This window comes from Kitasatospora sp. NBC_01250 (assembly GCF_036226465.1).
GTDB lineage: Bacteria > Actinomycetota > Actinomycetes > Streptomycetales > Streptomycetaceae > Kitasatospora.
The window spans coordinates 4,698,960-4,716,112 of record NZ_CP108476.1 but is presented as its reverse complement, the minus strand read 5'-3'; the positions used below and the strand labels follow the sequence as shown (position 1 = coordinate 4,716,112).

Genomic DNA, 17,153 nt, shown 5'->3' with positions numbered 1-17,153 from the left:
GCCCGGGGCGAGGGAGTAATGGCACAGACGCACGAGCCGGGCGACGGCGAGGGTGAGTTCACCCCTGCCCCCGGCGCCGGTCCCGGTCCCGAGCACGAGCGCGACTACCCCTACGAGCGGGGCGCGTCGGACGAGAAGCCGTCCGACTACGACCCCGAGCAGACCACGGTCGGCCGCCCCCAGAGCCAGCCGTACGGCGGTCCGAGCACCCCGGGCCGCGGCATCGCCGCCGCGCTCGGCACCCTCGGCGACGGCCGCTACCGGCTGACCCACCGGCTGGGCCGCGGCGGCATGGCCGAGGTGCTGGCCGCCCAGGACGTGCGGCTGGGCCGCCAGGTCGCGGTCAAGCTGCTCCGTCCCGAGCTGGCCCAGGACGAGGTGTCCCGGCTGCGGTTCACCCGTGAGGCGCACTCGGTGGCCTCGCTCAACCACCACTCGATCGTCGCGGTCTACGACACCGGCGAGGAGCTGGTGGGCGGGGAGTCCACCCCGTACATCGTGATGGAGCTGGTGGAGGGCAAGACCGTCCGCGAGCTGCTGGTGGACGAGGAGGCGCCGCCGGTCGACCAGGCGCTGATCATCATCGCCGGGGTGCTGGAGGCGCTGGACTACAGCCACCGCCACGGCATCGTGCACCGGGACATCAAGCCCGCGAACGTGATCATCACGACCGCCGGCGCGGTCAAGGTGATGGACTTCGGCATCGCCCGCGCGCTCGACGGCGCGGCCAGCACCATGACCCAGACCGGCATGGTGATGGGCACCCCGCAGTACCTCTCGCCCGAGCAGGCGCTGGGCAAGCCGGTGGACCACCGCTCCGACCTGTACGCGGCCGGCTGCATGCTCTACGAGCTGCTGACGCTGCGCCCGCCGTTCACCGGCGACACCCCGCTCTCGGTGGTCTACCAGCACGTCCAGGACGCGCCGGTGCCGCCCTCGCAGGCCAACAACCGGGTGCCGTGGCAGCTGGACGAGCTGGTGCTGCGCTCGCTGGCGAAGAACCCGGACGAGCGGTTCCAGAGCGCGGACGAGTTCCGCGCCCACGTCCAGCACGCGCTGCGCGAGATGCACGGCGCGGGCGGCTACCCCACCGCGCAGCTCGGCGGCTTCGGGCAGTCGGGCTACGACGGCACGCCGGGCCAGGGGACCGCCGTCACGGCGGTCTTCGGGGCCGCCGGCGCCGGCCGGCCCGCCGACCAGACCGCCGTGCTGCCCTACGGCGCCACGGCGGGCGGCTACCAGACCCCGGCCACGCCGTACGGCGGCGCGGGCGGTGGCGGCAACGGCGGCAGTGGTGACGGCTACGGCGGCGGCTACGAGGAGCAGCCGCGTCCCGGCGGCCGGCGCAAGGCGCTGGCCTGGGTGGCCGGTGTGGTGCTGGTGCTGGCGGCCGGGGTCGGCATCGCGGTGGCGTCCACCGGCGGCGGTGGCGGTGGCGGCGGGGGCAGCGTCGTGAACCCGGTGGCGCCCAGCAACGCGGCCTCGCCGTCCGACTCGCCGTCCGACTCGCCGAGCACGCTCAGCCCGAGCCCCACGCCGAGCCTGAGCCCGAGCCGCTCCCGCACGCCGTACCAGCCGCCCACCGAGCCGTCGCAGCCGAGCTACCAGCCGAGCTACCGGCCGCCGCGCTCGAGCGCGCCGGTCACCGGGCAGCCGTCCGGGGGCAGCACGGTCACCGGGCAGCCGTCCGGGGGCAGCACGGTCACCGGGCAGCCGTCCGGCGGGAGCACGGTCACCGGTCAGCCGTCCGGCGGGAGCACGGGCACCGGGCAGCCGACCGGCAGCACCGGTGGTGGCACGGGTGGGGGTACCGGCGGTGGCACGGGCGGCGGCACCGGCGGTGGTACCGGTGGCAGTGGCAGCACGCCGGTCTCGCCGCCGGCGGGTGTCATCGGCGGCAGCACCGGCGGGCACGCGAGCGCGCCGGCCTCCCCGAACTGACGCCCGTCAGTTCACGAACGCGTCGAGGACCTGCTCGTACTCCTGGCACCACCAGACCGTCTGTCCGGCGGCTGCCGGGAAGAGCGGGTCGGCGCGCGGGTCGGCGCGCTGGTAGCGCCACTGGAGCATCCAGAAGTCGTTGAGCCGCTCCCACCAGACCCGGTGCACGGCCAGCGCCAGCTCCGCGCGGTCGGCGCCGCAGGCGGCCCGGTAGCCGCGCGCGTACTGGCGCACCCGGGCCAGGTCCAGCTCGCCGGTGACCGGGTCGTTGAAGATCAGCGTGGCGGCCCGCACCGCCTCCTCGGCGCGCGGGCGCACCCGCAGCCGGTCCCAGTCGAGCACGCCCGCGACCCGGCCGCCGCGGTACAGCAGGTTGAGGCCGTGGAAGTCGCCGTGCACCCAGCCGCAGCGGCCGAACTCCGCTGGTGCGGGCCGACGGTGGCGGTGGGCGGCCAGCAACTCGGCGCGCTCGGCCAGCCGTTCTTCGGCGAGGTGCTCGAACGGGCCGTACGGGCGGTGCCCGGCGGCCAGCGTGCGCAGCTGCCCGATCAGTTCGGCGGTCTCCTCGGGCTCGGCGCTGGGCAGTTCGGCCGGCTGGGTGACCAGGGCGCAGATCTCCTCGAGTGCGCCGTGCAGTTCGGCGAGGAGCGTGCCGAGTGCGGCGGACTGCGACAGGTCCAGCTCGGCCCCGGTGCGGTGCCGCCCCGCCACCCAGGGGTAGAGCGCGAAGTGGCGGCCCTCGTGGTCGGTGACGGTGTGGCCGTCCCGGTCGGCCAGCGGGGCCGGCACCGGCAGGCCGCGCTCGGCCAGTGCGGTGGTGGCCAGGTGCTGGGCCGCGATCGCGGCGCGGGTGGCGGTGGCCTGGTCCACGTAGCACTTGAGGAAGTAGCACCCGCGGTGGGTGGTGACCCGGTAGCCGCGGTTGAGCAGGCCCTCGGCCACCGGCTCGGCCGCGAGCAGCCGGCCGGCGGCGTAGCCGCGCAGCACCCGGGCCAGCACCTCGTGCGGGACCGGCGGGCTGAGGGTGCCCACCGGCGGCGCGGCGGCGTCCGGACCGTCCGGAGCGTGGACGAGGATGTCCGGATCATGGTCAACCGGCTTGCCGGTAAGGATGGTTGGCGCGGAGAGGAGTTGACGGTCAATCACGCTCCGTCATCGTAGCCGGGCGGGCCGGGCGAGGCGCCGATGGCGGAAATTGCCCGGTTGTGAGCACCGTGCCGATGGTCATGATCGCTGACGGTGCGTTAACCAACCGCTGGTGGGACGGTTAGTGATGCTGCTGGTCCGCGCCGAGCCGGGCCACGTAGGCGGCGGCCTGGGTGCGTCGGGCCATACCCATTTTGGCCAGCAGGCTGGAGACGTAGTTCTTGACCGTCTTCTCCGCCAGGTGCAGCTCGCCGCCGATCTGACGGTTCGTCATGCCCTCGCCGATCAGCTCCAGGATCCGCCGCTCCTGCCTGGTCAGTTGGGCGAGCTTCTCGTCCTCCTTCTCGCCGCCCTCGCGCAGCCGCTGCAGCACCCGGCTGGTGGCCACCGGGTCGAGCAGCGACTTGCCGGCGGCCACGTCGCGCACGGCCGAGAGCAGGTCGGTGCCGCGGATCGCCTTGAGCACGTAGCCCGAGGCCCCGGCCATGATCGAGTCGAACAGGGCCTCGTCGTCGGAGAACGAGGTGAGCATCAGGCAGCGGATCGCGGGCTGCTGCGAGCGGACCTCGCGGCAGACCTCCACGCCGTTGCCGTCCGGCAGGCGGACGTCGAGGACGGCGACGTCGGGGGCGACGGCGGGGATCCGGGCCAGCGCCTCGGCCGCGGTGCCGGCCTCGCCGACCACCTCGATGTCCGTCTCACCGGACAGCAGCTCGTGCACCCCACGGCGGACCACCTCGTGGTCGTCGAGCAGGAAAACCCTGATTCGCCCGTTTTCGTTCATCGCCAAATACTCCCATAACGCCACAGAGAAGACCTATCGCCCGCACCAGCCGCCACACAAATCTGTCCGATCAACCCCCTTACGCGAAACGCGCTGCCCGGATAGCGTGCGCAGGTGTCCTGACGGCACCCGCCGGCGCGAGCTGTGAGCCCGGTCCGATCCCACCCAGGTCGGAACAAGTAGGACGTCCTAGCGCAGGCGCGCCAAGAGCGCCCGCTGGGTAACGTTCTCGTGAGGACGCCGTCGGAAAAGGATCACCACCTGCCGCGTATTCGGTGCGCCCACCCCGCGCACTGTGCGAGGAGGTGACCGGACCGGTCACCGGCGACCCCGGGCGGCCGGACAGACCGAGGAGTGAACGTGACCGTCAAAAGCACGGCGAGGGCGCGCAAGAAGGCCGCCCCCGGCGTCCCCGAGAACGTCCCCGCGGGGAAGGACGCCCCGGCCGAGCTCATCCAGCTGCTGACCCCGGAAGGCGAGCGGGTCGAGCACCCGGACTACCCGCTGACCGTCACCCCCGAGGAGCTGCGCTCCCTCTACCGCGACCTGGTGCTGGTGCGGCGCTTCGACGCCGAGGCCACCGCGCTGCAGCGCCAGGGCGAGCTGGGCCTGTGGGCCTCGCTGCTCGGCCAGGAGGCGGCGCAGGTCGGCAGCGGCCGTGCGATGCGCGAGCACGACTACGCCTTCCCCACCTACCGTGAGCACGGCGTCGCCTGGTGTCGCGGGGTGGACCCGCTCAACCTGCTCGGGATGTTCCGCGGTGTGAACCACGGCGGCTGGGACCCGAACGAGAAGAACTTCCACCTGTACACGATCGTGATCGGCTCGCAGACGCTGCACGCGACCGGCTACGCGATGGGCATCACCAAGGACGGCGCGGACGACGCGGTGATCGCCTACTTCGGCGACGGCGCCTCCAGCCAGGGAGACGTCAACGAGGCCTTCACCTTCGCCTCGGTCTACAACTCCCCGGTGGTCTTCTTCTGCCAGAACAACCAGTGGGCGATCTCCGAGCCGACCACCACCCAGACCCGGATCCCGCTCTACCGCCGCGCCTCCGGCTTCGGCTTCCCCGGCGTGCGGGTGGACGGCAACGACGTGCTGGCCTGCCTGGCGGTCACCCGCTGGGCGCTGGACCACGCCCGCAGCGGCAGCGGTCCGGTGCTGGTCGAGGCGTTCACCTACCGGATGGGTGCGCACACCACCTCCGACGACCCGACCCGCTACCGGGCCACCGAGGAGACCGAGGCCTGGAAGGCCAAGGACCCGATCTCCCGGCTGAAGGCGCACCTGGAGCACGAGAAGCTGGCCGACGAGGAGTTCTTCGCGTCGGTGGAGGCGGAGAGCGAGGCGCTGGGCCTGCGGGTGCGCGAGGGCGTGCGCTCGATGCCCGACCCCGACCCGACGCTGATCTTCGACCATGTCTACGCCGAGCCGCACGCCCTGGTGGCCGAGGAGCGGGCCGAGTATGTCGCGTATGCGGAGTCGTTCGAGGGCGGGGAGTAATCGATCATGTCCAAGCTCAGCATGTCGAAGGCCATCAACGAGGGCCTTCGCCTCTGCCTGGAGAACGACCCGAAGACCCTGGTGATGGGTGAGGACGTCGGCAAGCTCGGCGGCGTCTTCCGGGTCACCGACGGCCTGCAGAAGGACTTCGGCGAGGACCGGGTGATCGACACCCCGCTCGCCGAGTCCGGCATCGTCGGCACCGCGATCGGCCTGGCGCTGCGCGGCTACCGCCCGATCGTGGAGATCCAGTTCGACGGCTTCGTCTACCCGGCCTTCGACCAGATCGTCACCCAGCTGGCCAAGATGCACGCCCGCGCGCTCGGGCACGTCAAGATGCCGGTCACCATCCGGATCCCGTACGCCGGCGGCATCGGCGCGGTCGAGCACCACAGCGAGTCGCACGAGGCGTACTTCGCGCATACGGCGGGCCTGCGGGTGGTCACCCCGTCCAACCCGGACGACGCGTACTGGATGCTGCGGCAGTCGGTGGAGTCCGACGACCCGGTGATCTTCCTGGAGCCCAAGGCCCGCTACTGGGACAAGGCCGAGATCAGCTCCGCGCCCGTGCTGGACCTGCACGCCGCCAAGGTCGTGCGCCCCGGCACCGACCTGACGCTGCTGGCCTACGGCCCGATGGTGAAGGTCTGCCTGGAGGCGGCGGCAGCCGCCGAGCAGGACGGGCGCAACCTGGAGGTGGTCGACCTGCGCTCGCTCTCGCCGGTCGACTTCGCCACCCTGCAGGCCTCGGTGCAGCGCACCGGCCGGGCCGTGGTGGTGCACGAGGCACCGGTCTTCCTCGGCATGGGCGCCGAGCTGGCCGCCCGGCTCACCGAGAAGTGCTTCTACCACCTGGAGGCGCCGATCCTGCGGGTCGGCGGCTACTACGCGCCGTACCCGCCGTCCCGGGTCGAGGAGCAGTTCCTGCCCGACCTGGACCGGGTGCTGGACGCCGTCGACCGCGCCCTGGCGTTCTGAGAACGGAGTGACAACGATGACCACAGATGTCGGCTCACTCCGTGAGTTCAAGATGCCCGACGTGGGCGAGGGCCTGACCGAGGCCGAGATCCTCAAGTGGTACGTGCAGCCCGGCGACACCGTCACCGACGGCCAGATCGTCTGCGAGGTGGAGACCGCCAAGGCCGCGGTGGAGCTGCCGATCCCGTTCAACGGGACGGTGCAGGCGCTGCACTTCCCCGAGGGCGCCACGGTCGACGTCGGCACCTCGATCATCGCGGTCGCGGTGGCCGGTGCGGCGCCCGCCGCCGCCCCTGCCCCGGCGGCCGCGCCCGCCCCGGCGCCGGCCGAGGCCGAGCCCGCCGAGCCGGCCCGCCGTGAGGTGCTGGTCGGCTACGGCCCGCGCACCGGCGGCACCCAGCGCCGGGCCCGGCGCACGACCGTGACGGTCACCGCCACGGCGGTGGCCGCCCCGGCGCCGGTGCCCGCTGCCGCCCCGGCGGCCGCGCCGGTCGTCCCGGCGCAGCAGTCGGTCTCCGGCGAGCGGCCGTTGGCCAAGCCGCCGGTCCGCAAGCTCGCCAAGGACCTCGGGATCGACCTGCGCACCGTGGTGCCGACCGGCCGGGACGGGATCATCACCCGCGAGGACGTGCACGCCGCCGCGGCGCCCGCGCCGGTCGCCGAGCCCGCGGCGCCGGTCGCGGTCGAGGCCGCCCCGGCGGCCCCGGTGGCTGCCGCCGGCACCGATGTGCGACTGCCGATCAAGGGTGTCCGCAAGGCCACCGCGGCGGCGATGGTCGCCTCCGCCTTCACCGCGCCGCACGTCACCGAGTTCGTCCAGGTCGACGTCACCCGCACGATGAAGCTGGTGCGCACGCTCAAGGAGAGCGGCGAGCTTGGCCAGGGGGTGCGGGTCAGCCCGCTGCTGCTGGTGGCCAAGGCGCTGCTCACCGCGATCAGGCGCAACCCCGAGGTCAACGCCAGCTGGGACGAGGCCGCCCAGGAGATCGTGCTGCGCGGCCAGGTCAACCTCGGCATCGCCGCCGCCACGCCGCGCGGTCTGATCGTGCCGAACATCAAGAACGCCGGTGCGCTCACCCTGTCCGGTCTGGCGACCGAGCTGGGCTCGCTGATCGACACCGCCCGCCAGGGCAGGACGTCGCCGGCGGACATGGCCGGCGGCACCGTCACCATCACCAACGTCGGCGTCTTCGGCGTCGACACCGGCACCCCGATCCTCAACCCCGGCGAGGCCGCCATCCTGGCCTTCGGCGCGGTCCGGGAGCTGCCGTGGGTCCACAAGGGCAAGGTGGTGCCCCGCCAGGTCACCACGCTGGCGCTCTCCTTCGACCACCGGATGGTCGACGGTGAGCTGGGCTCCAAGGTGCTGGCCGACGTCGCCGCCATCCTTGAGCGCCCCAAGCGGCTGATCACCTGGGCCTGACGGTCCGTCAACACAGCTGAGGGCCCCGCACCGTCGACCGGTGCGGGGCCCGACTGCGTTCGGATCAGCGGTGGTCGGCCCGGCGGCGCCGGGTGACGACGAGCGCACCCGCGCCCAGCAGCACCAGCGCGCCGCCCGCGCCGGCCAGCGGGAGCGCGGAGCTGCCGCCGCCGGTGTAGGCCAGGCGCGGGGTGGCCGTGGCGGAGCTGCTGCCGGTCGGCTCGGCGCTGGGGGCGGTGGTGGCCGGTGCCGCGGCGGCCGGCTGCGTCGGCGCGGTGCCGGTGGTGGCGCTCGGCGCGGCGCTGGTGGCGGCGGCCGGGGCGGCCGGCGCGGGGTTCTGCCGGGCCGGGGCCGCGGACGGCTTGGCGGAGGCCGACGGCGCGGTGACGGCGGGCAGCACGGTGAGGTCGCGGACGTCACTGTCCGAGGCCGTGCCGTCGTCCGCCACGGCAAAGACCCGGGCCTGCAGCTTCGTGGTGCTCCGCACGGCGCCCGGCTTCAGGGCCAGCCGGTAGGTGAAGTGCACCGCACGGCCGTTGACCATGGGGCTGCCCTTGATCCCGGACAGGTCGGCGATCAGGGTGGAGGGGCCGGTCGAGTGGACCGGCACCGGCTGCCAGCCGTCCGTGACGTGCACCTGGAGGACCACGTCGCGCTGGGTCACGAAGCGCTGCGGGTCGTCCGTGGACAGCACCAGCTCCGGTCGGACGTCCTGGTAGGGCGTGCCGCTCTCCTTGAGGGACTCGACGCCGATCTCCAGCGGCTCACCGCCCGGGGTGATCGTCAGGGGCCCGTTGGCCATCATGAAGAAGCCGGTCTGGAAGCCGTTCCCCTTGGCCGGGTTGGCCGGCGCCGGGCTGTCGGAGGCCGCGGGGGCCGGGGCGGGCTCGGGCGCGCCGTTGCGCACCACCTTGAGGACGTGGGAGGAGGTCTCGCCCTGGGCGTCCGGCCCCGTGTACAGCGTGATGTTCTGCTGGTCGGCCGGGGCGTCGGCCGACAGGCTGATCCGGAAGAGGAGGCGGGCGGCGTGACCGTCGTCCAGCCGCTGCGCGAGGGAGGAGGTGTCGACGTTGAGGGTCGGGTCGCAGCTGTGCCGCACCGGCAGCGTCCGCCACGCGCCGTTGACCATCACCTCGACCGTGAAGTCCTGCGGGCGCAGGAGGTGCCCGCCGCCCTGGTGGCTGCTGGCCGCGGTGTTGTCGAAGGACAGGACGGGGGCGACGGAGGCGGCGGCGCCGGTGGAGTTGCCGATCTCCACGCCGACCTCGGCCGCGGGGCCGCCGGCGGTGATGCTGTCGGGCAGCTCCGGGATGAAGCTGCCCGACCAGTGCACCGGAGCCGCGGCGGGAGCGCTCGCCGTGGCCGCGCCGGTCGGCTCGTCACCGCAGGCCCAGGCCGGGGCCGCGCCGCCGAGCAGCGGCAGCGCGGCGCCCAGGGCGAGGGTGGCGACGCCGGTGGCGAGGGTGCGACGCGAGACGACAATGGCGGCAATACGGGAGAAAGCGGGCATGCGCATGGCGCGCTCCTTCAAGGACCTGGTTCTGACGGTGTGTGGGTGAAGGAGTCCGGCGTCGCGTCCCCCCGGCTGCGCCGGTCCCGCTCTCCGTGCCTTCATCCGTATAGACGCACATCCCCGCCGGGGGTTGCAGGTGACGTCGAAGAATTTTTCCGCCTGTCCCGGGCCGCTCCTGAATACTGCTCGGATGGCCGAACAACGCACCCTGGACGCCCCCGTCGACCCGCTCGCCGGACCGTCACCAGCCGCCGCCTCGCTGCGCCGCGACGTCTCCTTCTCGGCCCTGCTGGCCGGTCTGGTCGCCGTGGTGGTCTGCTACTCCGGGCCGCTGGTGGTGGTGCTGGCGGCGGCGCGGGCCGGGCACCTGGACCAGGCGCACACCGCCTCGTGGATCTGGGCGATATCGATCGGCAGCGGGGTGACCTCGCTGCTGCTCAGCTGGCGGACCAGGCTGCCGGTGATCACCGCCTGGTCGACGCCGGGGACCGCGCTGCTGGTCAGCAGCCTGGGCGCGTACTCCTACCGGGAGGCGATCGGCGCCTACCTGGTCAGCGGGGTGGCGGTGACGGTGCTCGGGGTCACCGGGCTGTTCGGGCGGCTGGTGCGGGCGATCCCCGGCAGCGTGGTGAACGCGATGCTGGCGGGCATCCTGTTCAGCTTCGGAACGGAGATCTTCAGCTCGCTGCACACCGCGCCCGCCGTGGTGCTCGGCGCACTCGCGGCCTATCTGACGGCCAAGCGGCTGCTGCCCAGGTACGCGGTGCCGGCCGCGCTGCTGGTCGGGGCGGTGGTGGCCGCGTGCACCGTGGGCCTGCCGCTCGAACCGGGCCACGGCGGTCTGACCCGGCCGGTGCTGACCGTGCCCGCGTTCGGCGGGGCGGCGCTGGTGGGTCTGGCGCTGCCGCTCACCCTGGTCGCGCTGACCTCGCAGAACGCGCCGGGGCTCGGTGTGCTGCGCGGCTTCGGCTACCGGCCCGACGACCGGCTGCTGGTCGGCGCGACCGGGGTGGTCTCGGTCCTGCTGGCGCCGTTCGGCGGCCCCGGGGTCAACATCGCCGCCATCACCGCTGCGATCTGCGCCGGCCCCGAGAGCCACCCCGAGCCGCGCCGCCGCTACCCGGCCGGCATGTCGATCGGGGTGCTCTACCTGCTGGTGGGCTGCTTCGGCGGGGTGCTGGTCAGCCTCTTCTCGGCGCTGCCCGCGGCGCTGGTCGCGGTGGTCGGCGGCGTGGCGCTGCTGGGCGCCTTCCAGGGCAGTCTGGCGGGTGCGCTGGCCGAGGAGAACGGCAGGGAGGCCGCGGCGGTGACCTTCCTCGCCACCACCTCGGGGATGACGCTGTTCGGCGTCGGCGCGGCCTTCTGGGGCCTGCTGTTCGGGGTCGGCACCCAGCTGATCCTCGGCGCCCGCACCGACCGGCAGCGGCCGGCGGACGGTCACCGGGCCGCAGCCGAGGGGACGCGCAAGCCGGGCTGAGCCTACGGGTGGCAGTGGTGGGCCTGGCGGGTGAGAAGCGCGTGTCGGGGGCGGTGGCTCCGGACCGGACGGGTACGGCTGTGCGACCCCCACCCGCGCGCCCGCCGGGTGACCGGAGCACCGAGGACCGTCGGTATGGCGCCTGGCAACCCTGGCCGTCTCATCCGGAGTCTGGCCGCACTCGTTCTGCTCGCGGCGGCTGTGCTGCCCGCCGCCCTGGAGCTCGCCGGTCCGGCGCCGTTCGCGCCGGCCTGGTCGACCGGAGCCGTCGGCGGCTCGGCCACCGACCGGGCTGCGCCGCCCAGAGGCGGGGCGGGCGTCGCGCCCGCCCGGCTGCGGGCCGGCGCGCCGACCGTGGACATACGCCGCACCGGTGATCCGGCGAACCGGATCACCCTGGTGCTGCTCGGCGACGGCTACACGGCCGGCCAGCAGGACGTCTTCCGCCAGCAGGCCGACAACGCCTGGCGGGCGCTGATGGACATCGAGCCGTTCCGCACCTACCAGGGCTTCTTCAACATACGGCGGGTCGAGGTGATCTCCCCGACCACCGGGATCGTCGAGGGGCAGGTCAAGGGGCGCCGGCCCAGCACCCCGCTGGGGATGCACTTCTGGTGCGAGGGCACCGCGCGGCTGCTGTGCGCCGACGAGAACGCCACCGCCCAGTACGCCGGCCAGGGGCCCGGACCGCAGTACCTGATCGCGCTGGCCAACTCCACCGAGTACGGCGGGGCCGGCGGCACCGGGGTGACCACGCTGTCGGGCGGCAGCCCGGACGCGGGGCGGATCATCCAGCACGAGATAGGGCACACCGTCGGCGACCTCGGCGACGAGTACGACAGCGCCCCGAAGGACGCCGGCTACCCCAACCTCTCCACCCAGGGCGCCGATGCCATGCGCCGCGACCACCTCAAGTGGTGGCGCTGGCTGGGGACCGACTCGCCGGACGGCGGCGGCCCGGTGGGCGCCTACCGCAGCGCCAACGGCGTCTACCGCCCCACCGCCGACTCGGTGATGCGCACCCTGGGCGGCAGCTACAACCTCCCCTCGCGGGAGGCGATCATCGAGCAGCTCTACCGCCGGGTCAGCCCGCTGGACGGCGTCTCGCCGGCGGCGGGCCGGGTGGCGGGGCGGCCCCGGCTGACGGTGCGGCCACTGGCCCTGACGGGCGGTCGGCAGCTCCAGGTGGAGTGGAAGGTGGACGGCAAGGTGGTCCCGTCCCCGGCCCCCGACCACACCTGGTTCGACCCCGCGGCGCTGGCGCTCTCCCCCGGCCAGCGGGTGACGGTGACCGCGACGGTGCGCGACACCACCGACTGGGTCCGCGACGAGGCGTTCCGCGACCAGCACATGACGCGCAGTGCCAACTGGGTCCTGACGGGGTGAGAGGGATCACCGTCCGGCCGGACGCCATCCAATGATGGGATGACTAATCTGGGTCCACTATGACCGTGGACCCAGCCGTCACCCGCCCTTCCGCCGTCCCTGGTCCCCGGCTCCGCACCGACCCGCCGCCCGCCGAACCGCCGCCCGCCGCACCGGCGCTCGATCCGCCGGGCGGGCGGGCCGCCTGGCTGGCCTGGGGCATCGGGGTCAGCTGTTACGTGCTCGCGGTGATCCACCGCACCAGCCTCGGGGTCGCCGGTCTGGACGCCGCGCACCGGTTCGGGGTGGACGCCTCCACCCTCGCCACCTTCTCCATCCTGCAGGTGCTGGTCTATGCCGCGATGCAGGTCCCGGTCGGCCTGCTGATCGACCGCTTCGGGCCGCGCCGGGTGCTGCTGCTGGGCACCGTGCTGCTCAGCGCGGGCCAGCTGGCCTTCGCGCTCAGCAGCGCGTTCGGGCCCGCGCTGGTCTCCCGGGCGGTGATCGGCTGCGGGGACGCGATGACCTTCATCAGCGTGCTGCGGGTCGCCGCCCGCTGGTTCCCGGCGGCGAAGAACCCGCTGGTCGTGCAGCTCACCGGGCTGGCCGGGATGGGCGGCAACCTGGTCAGCACGGTGGTGCTCGCGCAGACGCTGCACACCGAGGGCTGGACGGTGAGCTTCACCGCGGTCTCGCTGCTGGGGGTGCTGGTCTTCGCGCTGGTGGCGCTGCTGCTCAAGGAGGCACCGCCGGGCGCCGTGAACGCGTCCGCGCCGCCGGGCGTCGCCGTGGCGGCCGACCCGCCGCCGGGCGTCGCCGTGGCGGCCGACCCGCCGGCCGTTCCGCTCGGGCGGGCGCCGATCCGTGCGCAGATCCGCGACTCCTGGCGGCAGCCCGGCACCCGGCTGGGCCTGTGGGTGCACTTCACCACCCAGTTCCCCTCCAACGTCTTCGCGCTGCTCTGGGGGATGCCGTACCTGGTCGAGGGTCAGGGGATGAGCCGGGGCCAGGCCGGCGGGCTGCTGACCCTGCTGGTCCTGTCGAACATGTTCTTCGGCCTGCTCTTCGGGCGGCTGCTCTCCCGCGGCCCCGGGCTGCGGATGCCGCTGGTCTTCACCGTGCTCGCCGCCACCGCCGGGTGCTGGACCCTGGTGCTGGCCTGGCCCGGCGGCCGCCCGCCGCTCTGGTTGCTGGTGCTGCTGCTCCTGGTGATGGGCAGCAACGGCTCCGCCTCGCTGGTCGGCCTCGACTACGCCCGCGCGCACAACCCGGCGCACCGCCTGGGGACGGCTTCGGGCATCGTGAACATGGGGGGCTTCATCGCCACCATGATCAGCCTGCTGGGGATCGGGGTCCTGCTGGACCTGCTCTCCCCGGCCGGGGCCGGCGCCTACTCGGCCCAGGCGTACCGGGGGGCGTTCTGCTGGCTGGCCGTGCCGCTGGTGCTCGGCACGGTGATGATCGTGCGGCTGCGGGCGAAGGCCGAGGCCGAGGCCGAGGGGCGCGGCGCGGGCGACTGAGCCGCCGCTGCCCGCTGCCGCCCGCGCGGGCGGCAGCGGACGGGGCGTCAGTGCGTCTGGGCGAAGTGCTCCAGGATCCGGGCCGCCAGCTCGTCGTCCCCGTCGATGCGCAGCGCGTCGGCCGGCAGGGCCTCGGGGCGCACCCGGCCGCAGGCCAGCCGCAGGAAGGTCTCCCAGCCGAGGGTGAACTGGACGTCGGGGCCCAGGCTGATCTGCCCGTCGATCGTGCCGCGGCCGCTCTCGTCGACCCGCACGGTGCGCAGGAACTCCAGCGGACCGGTGACGTCGAAGACGACCACCGCGCCGGCGGGGGCGCCGGCCTGCTTGGCGATGGTCTTCGGCAGGCCCAGGAGCAGCAGGTCGCGGGTGACCTGGGCGGCCGCGGAGTCCAGGTTGCCGGGCAGCTGCAGGGCCCGGCGCAGGTCCTGCTCGTGCACCCAGACGTCGAGCACCCGCATCTGGAGCAGCCGCTGGTAGGGCAGCTCGAAGGAGTACGGTCCGGCCGGGAAGCGCACCACGTCCGCGGCGCCCGTGGTGGCACCCCGCAGCGCGCGGGCGCGGCGGATGATCACGTACTCCAGCTCCGAGGTCATCTCGGGCGCGGTGTGGCAGCGGCGCTTGTCCACCGGCAGTTCGAGGTAGCGGGAGACCTCGTCCTTGATGTGCCGCAGGTCGCTGGGGAGCGAGTGGATCGGCCGCGGGTCGCCGAGCAGCTCGGACTCGACGGCGATCACGTGCGAGACCACGTCGCGCACCGACCAGCCGGGGCATTCGGTGGGCCGGTTCCAGGAGTCGCCGGGCAGGGCGGCCAGGAGCTCCGCTATGGACTCGATGGTCTGGGTCCAGGCGTCCGCGAGGGACTGTACGGCCTGATTGTCGGTCACAGCTGTTCTTCTCCGGCCATCCGTCGGCTTTACGCGCTAACCGCACGTTACGCTGCCGGGAGAGAGCAGGCAGCGCTTTCGGGTGACGATCGTAGGTCTCTTGTCGTGGACGGTGGTAGTGTGCGCGCCTCATTGATCCAACTCTCCGTGTCCGACGCCGAACCGGCGGCCGAACGGCGGGCCCGTGCCGCGGCCCTCGTACGGGCGCAGCAGGGCGCCGACCTGGTGGTCCTGCCGGAGCTCTGGCCGCTCGGCGGGTTCGCCTATGACGCCTGGTCAGACGGGGCGGAGCCGCTGGACGGCCCGACGGCCGAGGCGATGTCGGCGGCGGCGAAGGCCAGCGGAGCCTGGCTGCACGCCGGTTCGATCGTCGAGCGCGATCCGGACGGCCCGGTCTACAACACCTCGCTGCTCTTCTCGCCCGGCGGCGACCTGGTGCACACCTACCGCAAGATCCACCGCTTCGGCTTCGACAGCGGCGAGGCGGTGGTGATGGGAGCCGGGCAGGAGATCGTCACGGCGGGCACCGACTTCGGCACGCTGGGCCTGGCCACCTGCTACGACCTGCGCTTCCCCGAGCTGTTCCGGGCGCTGCTGGACGCCGGGGCGCAGTTGCTGGTGGTCCCGGCCGCCTGGCCCGAGCGGCGGCGCGAGCACTGGACCCTGCTGGCCCGGGCCCGTGCGGTGGAGGAGCAGGCGTACGTGCTGGCCTGCAACACGGCGGGCACCCACGGCGGGGTCGAGCAGGCCGGGCACAGCCTGGTGGTGGACCCGTGGGGCAAGGTGCTGGCCGAGGCGGGGGCGGGCGAGGAGGTGCTGACCGTCGAGTTCGACCCGGCGGAGGTGGCCCGGGCGCGCGCCGACTTCCCGGTGCTGCGGGACCGCTTGCTGGGGATCCCGGCACCGGTGCAGCGCTGAGCCGCGCCGGTGCAGCGCTGGGCCGCGCCGACCGGCGCGGCCGCGGCGCCGGTGGGGCTGTGGAGCAGCGGTGTGGCCGTTGCGCGGCTTTTGAGAGGATGACCCCCGGCAACGGGCCCGCCGGGGGCGCCGGCCATGGATCGAAGGAGGTGCGCTCGTGGTCGTCAGCGGTCTGGGGCGTCTCCCGATCCAGCGCAACAGCCTGCGGGAGCAGATCTCCGGGGCGCTGCGCGAGGAGCTGATGGCCGGCCGGCTGGCGGCGGGCAGCAACTTCACCGTCAAGGAGATCGCCGAGCTCTACGGCGTCTCCGCCACCCCGGCCCGGGAGGCGCTGGTCGACCTGGCGGCGCAGGGGCTGCTGCGGACCGAGCACCATCGCGGCTTCACCGTGCCCGAGCTCACCTGGGCCGACTTCCTGGAGATCTTCGAGGCCAGGGTGATGCTCACCGAGAGCGTGCTGCGCCGGCTGAGCGTGGCGGACAGCGCGTACGACTGGTCGCGGCTGGGGTCGCTGCGGCGCCGGGCGGAGGCGGCGGCGCGGGCGGCCCGGGCCGGGCAGCTGGACGTCATGGTGGGCTGCGACCGGCGGTTCTGGCAGGAGATGTCCGGGTTCCTGGAGAACCGGCGGCTGGCCGACTACCTGGACTGGCTGCGGGTGCAGTCCTGGATGTTCGCGGCCCGGTTCCTGCGGGCCCGCACCGAGCTGGCCGGGGTCTGCTGGGACAAGCACGGCGACCTGGTCGAGCTGATCGCGGCCCGGGACCTGCCCGGCGCCCACCGGATGATCAACGACTACAACCTGTTCACCATCCGGCTGCTGGCCCAGCTGGCGGGGGAGTCGCCGGCCAGCACCTCGGTGCTCGCGCTGCTCACCGCCGAACCGGTGTTCCCGGCTCCCGGCCCCGTGCCCGGCGCTGGCCCGGTAGGGTAGTTCGGGCGTCGAGGAGTTCGACCGGCGCTCCGTGGGCCTCCCCGGGACCAGTGTCCGAGGAGCCGAAAGCCCGTGGACCCAAGCCGGCGAGAGGAAGAGCGGCCGTGGCCTGTGACCTCTGGCTCGTACCGCTCGTGGACGTACTGAGTCACAACCCCGAGAACCCGTTCCGCGACGACCTCGCGGTCTACAACGCGGCGCTGACCGCCCGTGGACTGCCCGAGGTGCCGGTCTACGCGTTCGCCCCCGGGGTCACCGGCGGCGTCGAGCCGATAGCGGCCTTCGACTACGACTCGCTGCACTTCCTGCGCCGCGCCTACCTGCTGCAGCGCACCGGCTTCCAGCTCACCCCGGTGGACGCGCTCGGCGGCGACTACGAGCAGCTGCTGGAGATGTTCGAGGCGACGGCCGAGCAGTCCCACCTGGTCTGGCACTTCGACCACGCCGGTGCGTACGTCCCGATCGAGTTCGAGGTCCCGCTGGTGGACCAGGAGCTGCTGGCCTCCGGCGGGCCGCTGGGCTCCTCCTACGGGCTGCTGCGCGAGCTGCAGGCGATCGCCCCCGCGCTCGGCATCGACCCGCTGAACCCGCCGGTCCCCACCCGGCCGCTGGGGCCCACCGGGCTGGAGCAGCCGTTCGCCCCGCCGCTGGACGACGTGCACCCCTACGCGCGCGAGCGGCACGCCTGGGCGGGGCTCTACGCGGCGGCGACCCGCAGCCTGACCCAGGGCTCGATGGTGGTCTTCGCCTGAGCCGGCCGGCGGCAC

General features: G+C 73.7%; 14 protein-coding genes. 10 read left to right on the top strand and 4 right to left on the bottom strand.

Annotated elements, in window-relative coordinates; all coding sequences use genetic code 11:
* Positions 1–18 precede the first annotated feature (18 nt).
* On the top strand, positions 19–1,941 hold the full coding sequence (locus tag OG500_RS19610) for a protein kinase domain-containing protein (RefSeq protein ID WP_327067954.1): 1,923 nt from the start codon (positions 19–21) through the stop codon (positions 1,939–1,941).
* A 6-nt stretch (positions 1,942–1,947) separates the two neighbouring features.
* Here OG500_RS19610 and OG500_RS19605 read toward each other — a convergent pair whose 3' ends face one another.
* Both OG500_RS19605 and OG500_RS19600 read right to left on the bottom strand, forming a co-directional pair.
* A complete protein-coding gene (locus OG500_RS19605) occupies positions 1,948–2,973 on the bottom strand; it encodes a phosphotransferase (protein ID WP_442789350.1) in 1,026 nt (341 codons plus the stop codon).
* A 235-nt stretch (positions 2,974–3,208) separates the two neighbouring features.
* Positions 3,209–3,871: a response regulator transcription factor gene (locus tag OG500_RS19600; protein ID WP_327067952.1), complete on the bottom strand. Its 663-nt coding sequence runs from the start codon at positions 3,869–3,871 to the stop codon at positions 3,209–3,211.
* Positions 3,872–4,231: 360 nt separating this feature from the next.
* Between OG500_RS19600 and pdhA the strand changes: the two genes are divergently transcribed.
* The 3 genes from pdhA to OG500_RS19585 are packed head-to-tail and all read left to right on the top strand — an operon-like array spanning position 4,232 to position 7,778.
* Positions 4,232–5,377, top strand: a complete 1,146-nt coding sequence (gene pdhA, locus OG500_RS19595; protein ID WP_442789184.1) for a pyruvate dehydrogenase (acetyl-transferring) E1 component subunit alpha — start codon at positions 4,232–4,234, stop codon at positions 5,375–5,377.
* 6 nt (positions 5,378–5,383) lie between these two features.
* The gene (locus OG500_RS19590) at positions 5,384–6,355 is read left to right on the top strand and encodes an alpha-ketoacid dehydrogenase subunit beta (RefSeq protein WP_327067950.1); all 972 of its coding nucleotides are present in this window, start codon (positions 5,384–5,386) and stop codon (positions 6,353–6,355) included.
* 16 nt (positions 6,356–6,371) lie between these two features.
* Positions 6,372–7,778 carry a dihydrolipoamide acetyltransferase family protein gene (locus OG500_RS19585; protein ID WP_327067949.1) on the top strand — a complete coding sequence of 469 codons (1,407 nt, stop codon included), beginning with the start codon at positions 6,372–6,374 and terminating at the stop codon, positions 7,776–7,778.
* 64 nt (positions 7,779–7,842) lie between these two features.
* Here OG500_RS19585 and OG500_RS19580 read toward each other — a convergent pair whose 3' ends face one another.
* Positions 7,843–9,294, bottom strand: a complete 1,452-nt coding sequence (locus OG500_RS19580) for a hypothetical protein (protein ID WP_327067948.1) — start codon at positions 9,292–9,294, stop codon at positions 7,843–7,845.
* 187 nt (positions 9,295–9,481) lie between these two features.
* Here OG500_RS19580 and OG500_RS19575 point away from each other — a divergent pair, with 187 nt between their 5' ends.
* The 3 genes from OG500_RS19575 (at position 9,482) to OG500_RS19565 (ending at position 13,653) form a co-directional block, all read left to right on the top strand.
* On the top strand, positions 9,482–10,768 hold the full coding sequence (locus OG500_RS19575) for a benzoate/H(+) symporter BenE family transporter (protein WP_327067947.1): 1,287 nt from the start codon (positions 9,482–9,484) through the stop codon (positions 10,766–10,768).
* 135 nt (positions 10,769–10,903) lie between these two features.
* A complete protein-coding gene (locus OG500_RS19570; protein WP_327067946.1) occupies positions 10,904–12,154 on the top strand; it encodes a M64 family metallopeptidase in 1,251 nt (416 codons plus the stop codon).
* Positions 12,155–12,213: 59 nt separating this feature from the next.
* On the top strand, positions 12,214–13,653 hold the full coding sequence (locus OG500_RS19565) for an MFS transporter (protein WP_329582042.1): 1,440 nt from the start codon (positions 12,214–12,216) through the stop codon (positions 13,651–13,653).
* 47 nt (positions 13,654–13,700) lie between these two features.
* On the opposite strand, the gene OG500_RS19560 is transcribed toward OG500_RS19565, so the two are convergent.
* Positions 13,701–14,537: a maleylpyruvate isomerase family mycothiol-dependent enzyme gene (locus OG500_RS19560; protein ID WP_329582040.1), complete on the bottom strand. Its 837-nt coding sequence runs from the start codon at positions 14,535–14,537 to the stop codon at positions 13,701–13,703.
* Positions 14,538–14,657: 120 nt separating this feature from the next.
* Here OG500_RS19560 and OG500_RS19555 point away from each other — a divergent pair, with 120 nt between their 5' ends.
* From OG500_RS19555 to OG500_RS19545, 3 genes are all read left to right on the top strand, one after another.
* Positions 14,658–15,455 (top strand): carbon-nitrogen family hydrolase, encoded by a 798-nt coding sequence (locus tag OG500_RS19555; RefSeq protein WP_327067943.1) that lies wholly within the window; start codon positions 14,658–14,660, stop codon positions 15,453–15,455.
* A 157-nt stretch (positions 15,456–15,612) separates the two neighbouring features.
* Positions 15,613–16,386, top strand: coding sequence for a GntR family transcriptional regulator (locus tag OG500_RS19550; protein ID WP_327067942.1), 774 nt, complete (start codon positions 15,613–15,615; stop codon positions 16,384–16,386).
* 104 nt (positions 16,387–16,490) lie between these two features.
* A complete protein-coding gene (locus OG500_RS19545) occupies positions 16,491–17,138 on the top strand; it encodes a hypothetical protein (protein WP_327067941.1) in 648 nt (215 codons plus the stop codon).
* Positions 17,139–17,153 lie beyond the last annotated feature (15 nt).

Bases quoted from the DNA above. Each gene is read 5' to 3' on its own strand.
- OG500_RS19580 (WP_327067948.1), bottom strand. From the start codon at position 9,294: ATGCGCATGCCCGCTTTCTCCCGTATTGCCGCCATTGTCGTCTCGCGT.
- OG500_RS19610 (WP_327067954.1), top strand. From the start codon at position 19: ATGGCACAGACGCACGAGCCGGGCGACGGCGAGGGTGAGTTCACCCCT.
- OG500_RS19565 (WP_329582042.1), top strand. From the start codon at position 12,214: ATGACCGTGGACCCAGCCGTCACCCGCCCTTCCGCCGTCCCTGGTCCC.
- OG500_RS19575 (WP_327067947.1), top strand. From the start codon at position 9,482: ATGGCCGAACAACGCACCCTGGACGCCCCCGTCGACCCGCTCGCCGGA.
- OG500_RS19600 (WP_327067952.1), bottom strand. From the start codon at position 3,871: ATGAACGAAAACGGGCGAATCAGGGTTTTCCTGCTCGACGACCACGAG.
- OG500_RS19570 (WP_327067946.1), top strand. From the start codon at position 10,904: ATGGCGCCTGGCAACCCTGGCCGTCTCATCCGGAGTCTGGCCGCACTC.
- OG500_RS19585 (WP_327067949.1), top strand. From the start codon at position 6,372: ATGACCACAGATGTCGGCTCACTCCGTGAGTTCAAGATGCCCGACGTG.
- OG500_RS19590 (WP_327067950.1), top strand. From the start codon at position 5,384: ATGTCCAAGCTCAGCATGTCGAAGGCCATCAACGAGGGCCTTCGCCTC.